12 protein-coding genes are annotated in these 14,204 nt (G+C 57.6%); 7 read left to right on the top strand and 5 right to left on the bottom strand.

Features of this window, described 5'->3' with window-relative positions:
* Positions 1-733: 733 nt before the first annotated feature.
* The 6 genes from K9N21_19855 (at position 734) to K9N21_19830 (ending at position 8,433) form a co-directional block, all read left to right on the top strand.
* Positions 734-2,614, top strand: a complete 1,881-nt coding sequence (locus K9N21_19855; GenBank protein MCF8146169.1) for an HAD hydrolase family protein — start codon at positions 734-736, stop codon at positions 2,612-2,614.
* Between the two features lie 201 nt (positions 2,615-2,815).
* A complete protein-coding gene (locus K9N21_19850) occupies positions 2,816-3,937 on the top strand; it encodes a hypothetical protein (protein MCF8146168.1) in 1,122 nt (373 codons plus the stop codon).
* 13 nt (positions 3,938-3,950) lie between these two features.
* Positions 3,951-5,876, top strand: coding sequence for a hypothetical protein (locus K9N21_19845; protein ID MCF8146167.1), 1,926 nt, complete (start codon positions 3,951-3,953; stop codon positions 5,874-5,876).
* Positions 5,873-6,994, top strand: coding sequence for a hypothetical protein (locus tag K9N21_19840; protein MCF8146166.1), 1,122 nt, complete (start codon positions 5,873-5,875; stop codon positions 6,992-6,994). The genes K9N21_19845 and K9N21_19840 overlap by 4 nt, the downstream gene beginning before the upstream one ends.
* Positions 6,976-7,245 (top strand): hypothetical protein, encoded by a 270-nt coding sequence (locus K9N21_19835; protein MCF8146165.1) that lies wholly within the window; start codon positions 6,976-6,978, stop codon positions 7,243-7,245. Before K9N21_19840 ends, K9N21_19835 begins: the two co-directional genes overlap by 19 nt.
* Before the next feature lie 132 nt (positions 7,246-7,377).
* Complete coding sequence (locus K9N21_19830) at positions 7,378-8,433, top strand: carbohydrate kinase (protein ID MCF8146164.1); 1,056 nt, start codon at positions 7,378-7,380, stop codon at positions 8,431-8,433.
* A gap of 449 nt (positions 8,434-8,882) precedes the next feature.
* On the opposite strand, the gene K9N21_19825 is transcribed toward K9N21_19830, so the two are convergent.
* Positions 8,883-9,236, bottom strand: coding sequence for a hypothetical protein (locus tag K9N21_19825; protein MCF8146163.1), 354 nt, complete (start codon positions 9,234-9,236; stop codon positions 8,883-8,885).
* 128 nt (positions 9,237-9,364) lie between these two features.
* On the opposite strand from K9N21_19825, the gene K9N21_19820 reads away from it, so the two are divergent.
* Positions 9,365-10,570 (top strand): hypothetical protein, encoded by a 1,206-nt coding sequence (locus K9N21_19820; protein MCF8146162.1) that lies wholly within the window; start codon positions 9,365-9,367, stop codon positions 10,568-10,570.
* Between the two features lie 305 nt (positions 10,571-10,875).
* On the opposite strand, the gene K9N21_19815 is transcribed toward K9N21_19820, so the two are convergent.
* Genes K9N21_19815 through K9N21_19800 form a run of 4 tightly spaced genes read right to left on the bottom strand, consistent with a single transcriptional unit; the run spans position 10,876 to position 14,179 of the window.
* Entirely contained in the window at positions 10,876-11,574 is a 699-nt protein-coding gene (locus K9N21_19815; GenBank protein ID MCF8146161.1) for an ABC transporter ATP-binding protein, read from the bottom strand.
* Positions 11,574-12,335 carry an ABC transporter ATP-binding protein gene (locus tag K9N21_19810; GenBank protein MCF8146160.1) on the bottom strand — a complete coding sequence of 254 codons (762 nt, stop codon included), beginning with the start codon at positions 12,333-12,335 and terminating at the stop codon, positions 11,574-11,576. The genes K9N21_19815 and K9N21_19810 overlap by 1 nt, the downstream gene beginning before the upstream one ends.
* The gene (locus K9N21_19805) at positions 12,332-13,309 is read right to left on the bottom strand and encodes a branched-chain amino acid ABC transporter permease (protein ID MCF8146159.1); all 978 of its coding nucleotides are present in this window, start codon (positions 13,307-13,309) and stop codon (positions 12,332-12,334) included. Before K9N21_19805 ends, K9N21_19810 begins: the two co-directional genes overlap by 4 nt.
* Positions 13,310-14,179, bottom strand: a complete 870-nt coding sequence (locus K9N21_19800; GenBank protein MCF8146158.1) for a branched-chain amino acid ABC transporter permease — start codon at positions 14,177-14,179, stop codon at positions 13,310-13,312. It abuts the gene before it with no gap.
* Positions 14,180-14,204 lie beyond the last annotated feature (25 nt).

Below are 14,204 nucleotides of genomic sequence, written 5' to 3'. Positions count from 1 at the left end.
TCGCCAGCAAAAAAACCTGGCTTTCAGGCACAGTTGACGTGTGTCCAAAAACCCATTCAGTTTCTAACCTCTTGTTTTCTCTGATTTTTTTCTGATCCATTTTTCTTCTTGACAGGAACAATATAGGATTGTCCCCCATTTCATCCGTCCCCCATTTCATCCCCCATTTCATTCCTATAGGTCGATTTGCTAAATAAGGCTTCGGCCCCGACGTTTTGCATCGCCTGGAGGATATTCTCATCGTTGTGCATGGTTAGTTCATGTGAACCGGGGCAGGCGAGAACCTGGGACATACGAGCTTGATGTGCAGCGAATACAGCTTCTTGCCCTCTCGTTCCTGTCTATTCGGCACCGTTCGCTCCAGTCAGATGATGTTCGAAAAGTTCCGCTTGACCATAAAGCCGGGATCGGGATATAAAATTAGGATTTGGCGCCGCTGCTTTTCGAGAGGATGCATTCTGGAAGATCGTTGACTCTCTTTCGATGAAATCGCGAGCTACCACGGTGTGAACCGCGATACCATTTGCAACTGGCTCTCTCAGTGAACATGCCGGGCCGACGGGTCGGCATGTTCTGGAAGTTCAAGAAGTCGGCTGCCGATGTGTAGGTTGTGTCCGGTGGCGCCGACGATGCGAAAGGCACTGGTGAGCAAGCGGCCGACTCGCCCCACCAAGAGAAAGGAGACAGATAAGCATGAAGAGGGTTCAACCAGGAAAATACCTCGGAGGAACAAGTGGGTAAGAGCTACGCCTCCGAGATCAAGACGCTCTCGGATACGCTTACGTGGGCGTCATCCTTGCCAATCGATGTGATGCAGCGTTTCGTCAATGAAACCTGCCGTGCATCTCTCGTCGCAGTTGGTTCAGGAGGTTCATCCGCCGCAGCTCACTTTGCTGCCCTTCTTCATCGACGCGTCGCGCGTGGCATGAGCAGGCACGCGACACCGCTTGAGCTGTTACTCGACGAAGCAGCACTCCACGCTCGAAGCGTCCTTTTTCTGTCTGCCTCAGGCAAGAACAAGGACGTTCTTGCAGCTGCTCGAGCTGCAGTTGCTGCCGAAGTCCCTAGCATCGGCGCGATCTGCACCCAAAAGGGTAGCCCGCTTGCTTCTGCTGTCTGTGCATTTTCCCGGGGATACGTGTTGGACGATCCTATTCCGTCGGGGAAGGACGGATATCTTGCCACGAACTCACTGTTGGCGACGATGGTCATTATCGCCCGTGCTTATGGTTGCTTCGATCCGCTCACAGAACCCCAGCGCCCGCTCATTGACGATTCATGGAAAGGGCGCGATTCCGTCGTCGTTCTTCACGCTGGTTGGTCGTCGCCAATAGCGACTGACCTTGAGTCGAGATTGCACGAGTCGGCGCTCCTCCATGTTCAAATCTCAGACTACCGCAACTTCGGCCATGGGAGGCATCTCTGGCTCGCGCAGCGCTATTCATCCACATTCGTTCTTACGTTAATCACGCCCGAAACCCAAGCGCTTGCCATGAAGACCCTTCGGCTCCTCCCCAAAGACGTGCCAGTGGTCCGACTCATTACAAAACAAAAGGGTCCCTCTGCCACAATTGATCTCCTCGCCCAAGCCCTTCACTGGACGCTAAAGGTTGCTGAGCGCCTTGGCACCGATCCGGGTAAACCAACTGTGCCTGACTTCGGGAGGCGGTTGTTTCATCTTGCACCCTCCCATAGCTTCAAGAGCAAGATCAATGTCCCCCTTGCCGTCGATCGGAAGCTACGGCGCTTGAACTCTACTTCTGACGCCGTTCGCTCCATCTACATCAGTGAGTACGAGTCCTTTCGAAAAGAACTCGCGGAGGCCGACATTGGTGCAGTCGTTCTCGACTACGACGGCACTCTCGTCCATCAGTCTGAACGCTTCGACCCGGTTTCGTCTGCCACCGCTGACGTTTTGTTGCGCGTTCTCAAACTCGGCCTATCCATAGGTATTGCAACTGGGCGGGGGCGTTCGGTTCGCCAGGCCCTACGAGATGCACTTCCCTCAAATATCTGGAAGAAGGTGTATGTTGGATACTACAATGGTGCCGACGTAGGCACCCTTGCAGACGACACAAAACCCGACAAGACGAGGCCCGCCGCAGCCACGATGATAGCAATAGAGAAGATACTCACCGAGGATAAGTTGCTCGCATCCCTTGCTACCATCGAACTGCGACCCTCGCAGATAACGGTAACCCCGAACGATGCCGAACCACGCGTGGACCTGCATCAACATCTCATGGACATGGTTTTGGTAGCGGGAGTCCCGAGTGCTCGAGTGCTATGCTCGGCGCATTCCATCGACATCATTGAGACAGAGACATCCAAAATGGCGGTCGTGCAACAATTGGCAGAGCTTGTATCCCCTCGAATGTTGCTCTGCATCGGCGACCGAGGGGGGTGGCCCGGAAATGACTTCGAGTTGCTTCGACACCGTTTCTCCCTAAGCGTCGATGAAGTTTCTTCGGCCCCAAGCTCATGCTGGAACCTCACCCCGCGAGGGTGTCTTGGACCTTCTGCTACCATTCGGTACTTGACCGCGCTTCAGCCCCACTCGGGTGCTGTGCGCATCAACCTGGATGCAATCGAAGACTCGGGGAATAGCGTATGAGGGTGCTTCACGCACCTATTATTGCGAGGAGTTTGGGAGGATGGTAAGACTTTGTAACGCTGTTGGAATGCCTGTGCGCGGACCTGAAACCGTTCTTAAATCTGGCCTGGCATGGCTGCTGTTGAATCATTGTCGGCGACTGGAGGCGAATGAGAGCGAGCTGCGGTTCGGTCTGGAAAAGCGACCAATGGTGAGGGGACAATGAACCAGGAATTCATACTCGGCAAGTTGAGCGAGATAATGAAGTGGGGCACCGACCAGTCACGGAGGGAGTTCGCCTGGCTCGACCTGATGTCGAAGATGAAGTACGACGGCTATCAGGACTTCAGAGCCGGGGCGCGGTTCGTGGAGAGCCTCGCCGACTGGCTCCAGCAGTTCCCGACCCTCGCCGAGCGGGAGACGGCCTACGGCTTCGTCCGAAAGTATCTGGTGTACGTGAGCCCCGGGGAGATGAACCACCTGGTCGAACTCTTTTTCCCGGAGACGGTGCAGTGGCGGTTGATGCAGAAGGCGGCCGCCCAGTCCGACGTCCCTATATACAGGTTGTGGGCGAACACGAAAGCGGCAGCGCTATACGACCGGCTTCTCCGCCAGACCCTCTTCATCGAGTTGAGCGATGGGGCGCGTATCGACGTGTTCCGGCGGGCGAACGCCGGCTTGGTGAGCAACGAACAGGTCGTCACGGCCCCCCGGATCAACAAGGCGAAGTGGGACGACCTGCTCAAGGACCTGCAGGATGACCTGAAAGATCCCGAGGCCCAGTTCGCATTCGTCTTCCTGGTCGACGACTTCATTGCTAGCGGTACCACGCTGCTGCGGTGGGAGAAGGATAAGAACCGCTGGAATGGGAAGATGCTCCGGTTCTGGGACGACGTCGAGGAGGCCGGCGTGGCGGGCACCCACTTCGAACCCACGTGGGTACTCTGTGTCCACCACTACCTCGCGACGCATCGGGCGAGGGAAACCGCTGAGCAGCGGCACGCGGGTGTGCTCAAGGAGCGGCGGGATGCCGGCCAGGACTGGTTCGAACGGGTCAAGTTCTCCTATGGCATGGTCCTCCCGGAGAGCTTCCCGGTGGATCAGGCACATCACGGAGAATTCCTGAAGCTCGTTGAGAATTACTACGACGACGTGATCGAGACAAAGCACATGAAGCTCGGCGGCGAGGACGCCCGGCTCGGGTTCGGGAAGTGCGCCCTGCCACTGGTCCTTGAGCACAATACGCCGAACAACTCGCTCTCCCTGCTGTGGGCCGACACCCCGGGCGAGAAGGGTAAGCACTCCATGCGGCCGCTCTTCCGCCGCCGCCAGCGGCACACATGAGGGAGGAATAACCATGGATAACCCATTCGAGCGCCGCGCCACCGAGTTCCTTCGCGATGACGAGGCTTTCCTCGCCATCGTCAGCCCTGAGCCGGTCACCTTCTACCTGAAGAAGCCAGGGCATGCCGGCCGGCTCTACGACCGGCTCGTGCTCATGCGGGGCACCCCCGGGAGCGGGAAGACGACCCTGGCGCGACTCTTCGAGTTCCCGAGTCTCGCCGCGCTCCTCCGGAACAGCTCAGTATCCACCTACCATGCCTTAGTCGGCGCGCTCACCGAGTGCGGGGCGCTAAACGGCGAGCAGCCGGCTGTCCTCGGTTGCCGGCTTCCGCTTGAAACCGACTACCGCGAGTTCTGGGAGTTCCCGTACGGAGAGTCGCTCAAGCTTCGGCTCATGACCGCCCTCATCCAGGCCCGCGCCGTCCTCGGCTGGCTCCGCCACCTCGCCGCCGCCGGGGTGGCGCCGGACAACATTGAGGTGGTGCCGCGGGCCGGCGCCGAGTCCATCGTGGAGTCCATAGGTGGGGTGAAGGGAGAAGACATCGGGCGCCGCGCCCGGGCGGTCGAGAAGGCCCTCTACCAGGTGATAGGGGCACTGATAGCTCCGACCGAGGCCGACCTCCCGCCGGAGGCGACTGCCGTGTACCAGCCGTTCGACATCATTGAGCACGTCCGGGTGCGGGTCGGGCCCGAGGGTCAGAAGCGTACCCTCGAGCTCCGCCCACTCGCGATCCTCGACGACGCCCACGTCCTCCACCCAGAACAGTTCCACGCACTACAGCGGTGGCTTATCCGGCGGGAGCTCCGGATCGCCAGATGGATGATCGCCCGGTTCGACGTGCTCCTCCCCCAGGAAGCGCTCGCCGCGGTTACCAAGGACCTCTCGGACGCCGCGAGCTACCCCGGTCTCAGCCAAGAGCGGGAGACAGAGGTGGTTCTCCTTCAAAGCAGCGGGCCGCGGCGGGAAAACCGGACAAACTTCCGCCGTATAGCGAAGGACATGGCCGGCCGCTACCTCCGGCGGATGCCGCTCCTCAGCGCCCGCGATCTGGTGGTCCTCGGGGACTTACTCAGCGATGAGGATCCAACCCTCGCGTCGTCGAAGTGCCGGCGGCTGCGAGAGATGGTCGACGCGGCGCAGCGACGGCTCAACGTCGCCGATAGCAGCCGAGAGACCTTCGAGAGAAAGGTCGCCGAGTTCCGGGTGGGCGGCAGACCGGTCGACGAGGACGTCGGCCTTGCGATGGTCGCCGTCATGCTCCACCGCTACGACAAGCGGCGCAGGGGCCCCAGCCTCTTCGGGACCGAGTACGACCAGGAGCCGTCACAGCCGGTCTCCGCGAATTCTTCGGTTTACGAGGCGGCGCGGCTCCACCTCCTCCAGAGGTTCGACCGACCCTTTTACTACGGCATCGACGACCTGTGCGACGCCAGCTCGGAGAATGTCGAGCAGTTCCTCCAGCTCGCGGCCATTCTCGTCGAGACCTCCGCGACGCAGATCATACGCTCCAAACCGGCATCTTTGACCCCCACCACTCAGCATCAGCTCCTCCGCAAGCGAGGCGAGCAGATCATCGAAGGGTGGAACTTCCCCCAGCACCTCCTCGTCCGCCGGCTGGTCACCGCGATTGCGGCTCGGTGCGTCGAGGTGACGGAACAGCCGAACGGGTGGCTCACGCCGAACGCCTTCGGTATCCTCCAGGAGGATTTCGACGCGCTCCCTGACTCCCACCCCGAACTCGCGCACGTGCTCCAGTTCGGCGTCGCCTACAACGCCGTCACCCTGGTACCGCACTACCCGTGCAAACGGAAAGAGTGGTGCCTCATCGAGCTCGGTGGCATGGTTGTCCTGAAGCATGGTTTGGCCCTGAAGCGGGGTGGCTTCGTCGAGAGCACCCCGCAGGCACTAGCCGCGATGCTTGAGGATCCGCGGCCATGACCAATCTGCGCTGGGGCCGCTGCATCTATCACCTGGGACAGCACACCGATAAGTTTCTGCGGGAATACCTCTCCCAGCCCGACCGACGGGTGCTGCTCGTAGCCGGCGCCGGATTCGACCCGCGGTCAACGGCTGTCGCAAGGCACATAGCCCAATATGCCGACGGGCGGGCCCGAGGGTACTTTGTCCGGGAAGAACGGCCCCGCCCGGACGCCGAGCTTGTCGCCCGGGGTGACCAAAACGAAGAGGCCCTTCGCCGGCTCCTCCCGGACTGCTCCGTCATCCGACTCGACGTCTTCGCGGCCGACAACGCGGTCGTCGGAGGACGGACGGCTGTCGGCCTCGTCAGCGATCTCGCTATCGACGACCTGACAGACCTCTTTGTCGATTTCAGCGCGCTCTCCATCGGCGTGGCATTCCCAATCGTCCGATACCTCCTCACCGTGACAGAGCGCCAGGGCCTGAACCTCCATCTCTTAGTAGCCGAAAATCCGGGGACGGACGCCGAGATCCGCTCAACCCCGACCGATGTAGCGGACGCGGTCCACGGGTTCAAGGGCGGTTGGGGGCTGGACGCGAGATCCCGGGCGGCGCGCCTCTGGATGCCCCAACTCGCCAGGGGAAAGCGGCCCGTGCTGGAGCGAATCCGGCAGCGGGTCCAGCCACACGCTTTCTGCCCGATCCTCCCATTCCCGGCGGACGACGACCCGCGTCTCCCCGACCGGCTAATCGAGCATTACTCGGAGGAATTCGAAAACACTTGGCGGGTCGATAGCCGGGACATCGTCTATGCCAGCCAACGGAGTCCCCTCGACCTCTATCGCACCATCCTCCGGATGGACGACTCTCGGAAGCGGGTTTTCGCCGACATCGGCGGCTCCCAGATTATCCTGTCACCGGTGGGCAGCAAGGCGCTTGCAGTGGGCGCCCTCATGGCCGCCCTTGAACGGGACTTCACCATCATGTACGTGGAGACCCTCAGCTATTCGGTCAACTTCGCCCATCTTGATGCGGTCTGGGGTGCACAGACCGCGGAACTGGTGCACGTTTGGCTAAGTGGCGAGGCTTACGCGCCGCACGGCAGCAGGGAAGACGCCGAATGGAAAAACAGCCCATGACCGCAGACGCAGCACAATTAGCGGCCGAGATCGGCCTCTTGGCTCTCGCTTTTGTTCTCTCCGAGGAACGGCCGGAAGAGCCCTGCTACTGGGCGGGCGGGACGTGCGGGAACGTGTTCGCCGTGCTCCGCGACCTCGGCTGGCAATCGGCTCCGATTTCGTCGGCGATGTCGTCGAAGCTTCTGTCTTTGGGGGCTCTACTTGCTGCCTACGGGCTGTCGCAGTGGCGTCGCGGGGGGTCTCCGGATTAAGGTGGGCGCTGTTCACGTCGATGCCCAGGGATATAACCTGACCGGCAATGTCCCGGCTGAGACGACCTTTGAGTGCTATAAGGCATGATTTGTATGGAGAATGATATGCCCCAACAATCTAGATCAAGAGTAATGGCTAAGGAGTGGTGCTTTGGTGCTGGCTTTGTCGCCTTGGATATCGTGCGGTCGATCAATGGGCGCACAACGGAACGGCGCTTTGCCGGCGGTTCCTGCGGCAACGTCTTGGCGATTTTGTCATACCTTGGGTGGAAATCCGCACCGATAGCTCGTATTGGCGATGATCAGCCCGGGCGTGAGCTCGTCAAGGATTTGGAGCACTGGTCGGTCGACACGCGGTTCCTTTTGCGAGAGACAACTGCGCAGACCCCGATCGTCTTTCAGGAGATCGTATTCAACGGACAGGGGGCTGCACGGCACCGGTTCAGCCGAATCTGTCCCAAATGTGGAGTTCACACCGCGAACTATCGTCCATGGCTTCAGCGGGATCTCAACGAACTCGTCGCGTCGATACCATCTGCATCGTTGTTCTATTTTGATCGGGTCGCTCGGGCGAACCTTGAGATTGCCACTCATGCGCGACAGAATGGGGCACTTGTCGTATTCGAGCCGTCCGGCATCAAAGACCCCGGCTTGTTTGATGAGTGCTTACATGCGTGCCACGTTTTCAAGTATTCCCACGAGAGACTGTCGAGTGTGCAGGATGCCGCCACTGATGCGGAAGTTCCAGTAGAGATAGAGACCCGCGGCAGTGCCGGATTGACGGTTACGATTCGACAAGGTCGGAAGACTGTTCATGAAGAGGAGTTGCCCGCTGTTCCCGCTCCGCGACTCAAAGATGCTGCTGGAAGCGGCGACTGGTGTTCCGCTGGATTCGTTCACGCTTTGCTCTCCGACCGAACTCGCTTGCTGAACCTGACAAGATGTCAAAAGGCGGTAGTCCGAGCCTTGCGTTGGGGGCAGGCTCTTGCTGCGTTGAACTGCTCGTATGAGGGTGCGCGAGGACTGATGTACGCCATGCCGAGGGCAGGGGCGGTCGCGGTCATCTCCGACATGTTGAAGGGGAATGATGTGAGCGGTCACATCGAAACGGCAGTGGCAAAGTATCGGCGAAGCAGTCGACGCGCGGGCACCTGCATTGTTTGCGACCGCGAGCTGAAGGGGCAATAGCAGTCCCATCTACTCACCAGTTCAGCACCAGCACTTGAGCAGGGGAAATTAAAACTGCTATAATTCCTCGGCCCTTATCAACAAACAGTTGAGAGGGGAAAGCGACCATTAGTCCTCATTCATTCATTGAAACAGCGGCTAAGCCGAAGAATGAATCCGATAGACCAAACAATTAGGAATTGCAAATGTATCCATGAGAACTGGCATACTGTTGGGCGGCAAATGACAAAAGAACTCAAGAATACCAAACCCATCTATGATAAGTTGAAGACGAGGTCATCCACTCGTATCCACAAATTAAGAAACCGTCTTGAGCTAAGAATTGATCTCAATATCTGAACGATTTCTGAGATAGTGCGGGTTGACAATACATTTTGGTATATGCCGTTTTTGGGAATTACATAAAGCCACGATGGCCCCGCCTATCCAAATCCTGAACACTCAAGGAATCATGCCATATGTTGTGGTGTTTCGATTTTGATTGGATGAAAAAAGCGTTCCATGGTATGGTAGCGATAAATCTGTGAACGGCATAGGCAAAATAGCAGGCCTGATGTCCTGAGCTTTTCTCCCACCTCTCTGACCTTTCGGCGAAGACGCCTCGATATACTCTTGCGCTTCACAGTGCGATAGCCATCCTTCCAGGTCTTTGCGCAAATGTGCATAAATCCCATAAAATCAAACGTTTCAGGCTTTCCTTCACCTCGCTTCGCTCGGTTCTCCATAGCAAATCGGCCGAACTCATTCAGGCGGGTCTTTTGGGAATTCATTTCCAGCCCAAATTGTTGCATGCACTCTTCCAATTCCAATTTCCTCGGCTGAGCCATTCAGGGCAAAAAAATCCGACCCCATGGGCTGAGTGCGTGGTATAAGGAGATTGTCCAATCCTTCGTTTGGGACGCAACCGCAACCGAATAGGTGGGAGGTAAAGATGAACAAGACAGCTTATTCTTTCCTGCTCTTTGGAGCCGCAATTCTTGCTTTCATGGCGATCCTGCCCCCTGCCTTCGGACGGGATGCATCCGTGAAAGAATTGGGGCTGCAGGGGAAAACCAGCGTGAAGGGTATCGTTATCCTGGTAACCTTTTCCGACGTAGATAATTCCGTGGACAAGAACCGCGTTCAAATGCGATTCACCAGGCACTTGAACGCCTACATAAGAGAGATGTCCTACGGGAAAGTTTCTCTGGAGGTTGATGTAACGAAAGATTGGATAAAAATGCCGAAGCCCGTCAGTCGATACAGGATCTCGTCCCGGAATCTCCAGGTGGACAAGTCCAGGGTAAGGGAATTGATCGATGATGCGCTCCACCAAGCGGACAAGGAGGTGGACTTTTCCCGATATTCTTTTACGGTCATCTTCATGAAGGCAAGCCTTCAGGAATACGGGATGATCGGGCTATGTGGATACCCCGGCATGCTTGGATGGGGCTCGAAAGACTCCCTGAAACTCGCCAGCGGCGAGAGTGTCAAGGGAGGGGTCGCTATTTTCTGTTTCCAGGCCCATCTTGGAACCCTGTTTCATGATGTCGCCCACATCCTCGGGGGGGTGAGGGAAGGAAAAAGAATGGTCCCATGCCTGTACGATCATGATCTGCAGGCAAAACCCGGCCCTATGCGCAAAACCTTCCTCGATGCGATCATCAATATGGGTTTCTGGGACCCGATGTCGTGCCATTTCTATAGGTGGAACCTGCCGCCGCCCGGCCTCTCCTCCTGGACCAAGATGCGATTGAACTGGTTGGATACATCCAAGATCAAGATCGTGAGACCGGGAGAGAGGGCTGAACTCATGCTGGACCCTCTCGAAGAAGGCTCGGCTGAAACCCTGGTGGTCAAAATTCCGATTTCTGCTGCCACCTATTATCTGGTGGAAAACCGCCAGCCCATCGGATTCGACAAGAACCTGCCCGGAAGCGGTATCCTGATCATGGTTGCCGATGATCGGATCGCCGAATGCCGCCATGGAAAGGCACCCGTCAGGCTGATGGACGCAAATCCCTCCATACCCCATCTGGAAGGAGCGGCATACGACATCGGTGGAAAGGATACTTTCGAGGATCCAAAAAACAAGATAAGGATTCAGCTCAGGGAAAAGATAGGGGGTACTTACAGGATTACTGTCAGCCCTCTCTGACCGGATTTTCATTGAGCATCTTCGAAGAGAACAAGAAGATTACAAGGGATGCCGCGCTCTGCAGATTCTTCCCGGACCACCTCATCAAAGAAGATATGGCCGTCTTCAAGATCCTGAATGATGAAGTTCAGCCCCTTTGGAAGGGCCGTTTCCCGCGACACCCGTCCTGAACATTGAATCCTGTTTTCATCGGATGGTGGGGAATTCGTGGCAGGGCAGGCGGTATAATGGGTCAGTTGAAGGGATTCCTTTTTATGCCCGGCGGGGAGTCACCTCTGAAAATTTCGTCAAGGTTCTGAAGGGGGCTACAGTACCAGATATTTCTTGATCACCGCATCATCACCCCAGATGCCATCCATGGTCCCCTCGTGCACGATGCATCCCTTCTCAAGGATATACCCCCTGTCACAGATCCGTCGGCAAAATTTCAGATTCTGGTCGGCCAGGAGAAGGGTCATCTCCCTCTCCCGTATCTCCCGGATAACATCAATCAGGCTGCGCACGATCAATGGGGCCAGACCCTCGGAAGGCTCATCCAGGAGAATCAGGCCGGGGTTGGCCATGAGGGTCCGTCCCAGACCCAGCATCTTTTTCTCACCGCCCGAGAGGTTCAGCCCTTTCTGTCTACGCCGTGCCCGCAGCACGGGAAAGAGCGCCTCCACCCGCTCGCGGGTCCAATGACCCGAATGGGGCGAGAGCCGGCGGGCGATCTCCAGGTTCTCTTCGCAGGTGAGATCGGGAAAGATGCGCAGATCATCGGGCATATAGGCCAACCCCAGCCGGGAAATGGCATCCGGGGCCTTTCCGAGAATCTCCGCATCTCTGAAGCGGATAGAGCCGCTACGGGGCCGCGTGAGGCCCATAATGGATCGCAAGGTGGTGGTCTTGCCCACGCCGTTTCGGCCGAGCAGGGCAACGACTTCTCCGGAATCCACCTGGAAGGAGACATCCTGAAGGATATGCGACGTCCCGTAGTATGCATTAATGGCTGCCACCCGGAGGATCATGCCGCCACCTCTTCACCCAAGTAGACCTCCCTTACAATAGGGCTGTTCTGGATCTCCTGTGTGGTGCCGTCTCCAATAATCTCCCCATGATGGAGAACGATCACCCGCTCGGAAAGAGAAAACACGATATCCATGTCATGCTCCACAATAACAAACGTCGTCTTCCCCTCCGCTGATAATCCCCTGATATTTTCCAGAACCCTCACCCGTTCAACAGGGTTCATGCCTGCGGTCGGCTCATCCAACAAGAGAAGCCGGGGTCTCACGGCCAGGGCGATGCCCACCTCCAGCGACCGCTGGTCCCCATGGGAAAGGGCACCGGCAATGGTGTGGGCTTCTGCCGCCAGCCCCACGCGGTCCAGGACCCGGCCCACCTCTTGGTGAACGCCGGCTTCCCGGGCCACAGGGCGAAACAGCCCCCGGGCCCTTCGCCGCACGGCCAGGACCGGGATCTGGACATTGTCAAAAACCGTCAGGTCGGGGAAGATATTCACCACCTGAAAAGAGCGACACAGACCCATCTTTACCCTATGATGGATCGACAAACGGGTGATATCCGTGCCTTCAAAGAGGATCTGTCCTGAGTCCGCAGGGAGAGAACCGGACAGCATATTAATAAGAGTGGATTTCCCGGCGCCGTTGGGACCGATGATGGACGTCAAGACCCCTTGGTCAATGGTCAGGTCCAGGTTATTGGCTGTGATAACCCTGCCGAATGCCTTGCTCAGCCCCTTGATCTCCAGAAGCGGCGCGTTCACCGGGCACCCCCTGATGCGGCAACATGACTTTTTTCGCCACGAAATAATTGGGCGACCCCGCCCACAACTCCTCCCCTGAGGCCCATAATGATAACCAGGAGGATGAGACCGAACCAGAGCATCCAGTTCTGAGTGAAGCGTTCGATGATCTCCCGGAAGCCGATAAAAATGATACTCCCCACAATCGGTCCGGTGAAGGTCTGTATCCCGCCGATGAGGCTCACCAGGATCGGCTCGGCCGAGTGGCTCCAGTGGGCTGAAAAGGGATTGGTGTAACTCTCAAGGAGCGCTCCCAATGCACCCGCCAACCCTGCGAACGACCCGGAGATCACAAATGCGGCCAGTCGATAATTCCTGACCGATAGACCTGCGAATTCAACGCGGCGGTCGTTCTCACGGATTCCTGACAGAACCAGCCCGAAGGGAGACTTTCTGATAAGGTAAACAAGAACAACCGTCAGGAGGAAGCAGAAAAGAACAAAGAAATAGTAGTGGCTTGTCTCGGAGATAGAGAACGTGGCAATCCCCAAAGAGATCGGCGCCCGAACAATTCCCACCAGCCCGTCATCTCCGCCGGTCACCTCCCGCAGATTCCAGATCAGGGAAAAGACCATCATTCCAAAGGCCAGCGTCAGCATGGCAAAATAGATTTCCGTGTGCCGGACGCAGAAAAACCCGATCACCAGGGCCATGATGCAGGCCAATCCCATCCCCGCCATGATTCCCAGCAGGGGATTTGTCGTCACATGGATGGAGAGCAATCCCAATCCATAAGCACCGCCTGCGTAGAAGGCGGCGTGGCCAAAGGAGAGAAGGCCGGTACGTCCCAGGAGGAGATTGTACCCCAATGCAAAGATGGAGAGGATCAAGACCCGCATGCTCATATAGACCACAAATCTCCCTGCAAAAAGACCGATGGCCATCAGACCCGCCAGAATCAAGGCGACACATATATAGGGCCAGAAGCGCTTCATTTACGCGGCCTCCCCAAACAGGCCCTGCGGTCTCCAGAGCAGCACCGCGGCCATCAGGATGAATGTCAGAAACATGTCGAAGGTAGGGATAAATCGGGTGCCGAAGGAGGACAAAAGCCCGATGATCAGGGCGCCTAAAAAGGCGCCCTTGAGGCTGCCGAGACCCCCTATGACAGCCACCACAAAGGCATCGATGATAATGGCCTCCCCCATTCCCGGGGTTAACAGGCCTACATACGGCACCGCAAGCCCGCCGCCCATGGCCCCCAGCCAGGTTCCGAAGACGAATACAGCTGTAAAGAGCGCCGGGACCCGCACCCCTATGGCCGAGGCCATCTCCCGGTCTGAAGAGGCGGCGCGGATAGTGCGGCCCCACCAGGTTTTCTCCAGAAGCGCCCACATGCCCACGGCCACCAGAGGACCCACGCCGATGATAAAAAGGTTGTATACGGGGAAGTTACGGCCCAGGATGGGGATGGATCCGGAAAGCCCCGGAACCGTGGGCGAGCCGATGGATCCGCCCCCCCAAATCACCTTAACCAGATCATCAAAGAGAAGCACAAAGGCAAACGTCAGTAACAGCTGGTAAGGAAGCGCAAGGTGATACACATAGCGGAGGAAATATCTCTCCACCACAAAGCCGACCACACAGACGCAGAGGGGTCCAAACAAAAGACCCAACCAGAAATTGTGCCCCAGGAAACCGAGGAGGGTATAACAGAAATAGGCCCCTAACATATAGAAACTGCCGTGTGCGAAGTTAAGGACCCCCAACACACCAAAGATAAGGGTCAGCCCGCTGGCCACCAGCCAGATGAACATCCCGGTGGACAGACCGGCCAGACACACATGGACGATGGACTCCAGCATCGGAATCAATCTCCGTAAGCGTTTG

The sequence above is a fragment of the Deltaproteobacteria bacterium genome (assembly GCA_021737785.1).
In the GTDB taxonomy this organism is placed as follows: domain Bacteria; phylum Desulfobacterota; class DSM-4660; order Desulfatiglandales; family Desulfatiglandaceae; genus AUK324.
This window is presented reverse-complemented; position numbering and strand designations above follow the sequence as displayed.

What these genes read in the sequence shown, in the direction of transcription:
- K9N21_19850 (MCF8146168.1), top strand. Translation starts at nt 2,816, where the DNA reads ATGAACCAGGAATTCATACTCGGCAAGTTGAGCGAGATAATGAAGTGG.
- K9N21_19845 (MCF8146167.1), top strand. Translation starts at nt 3,951, where the DNA reads ATGGATAACCCATTCGAGCGCCGCGCCACCGAGTTCCTTCGCGATGAC.
- K9N21_19840 (MCF8146166.1), top strand. Translation starts at nt 5,873, where the DNA reads ATGACCAATCTGCGCTGGGGCCGCTGCATCTATCACCTGGGACAGCAC.
- K9N21_19835 (MCF8146165.1), top strand. Translation starts at nt 6,976, where the DNA reads ATGGAAAAACAGCCCATGACCGCAGACGCAGCACAATTAGCGGCCGAG.
- K9N21_19830 (MCF8146164.1), top strand. Translation starts at nt 7,378, where the DNA reads ATGGCTAAGGAGTGGTGCTTTGGTGCTGGCTTTGTCGCCTTGGATATC.
- K9N21_19820 (MCF8146162.1), top strand. Translation starts at nt 9,365, where the DNA reads ATGAACAAGACAGCTTATTCTTTCCTGCTCTTTGGAGCCGCAATTCTT.
- K9N21_19805 (MCF8146159.1), bottom strand. Translation starts at nt 13,309, where the DNA reads ATGAAGCGCTTCTGGCCCTATATATGTGTCGCCTTGATTCTGGCGGGT.
- K9N21_19800 (MCF8146158.1), bottom strand. Translation starts at nt 14,179, where the DNA reads ATGCTGGAGTCCATCGTCCATGTGTGTCTGGCCGGTCTGTCCACCGGG.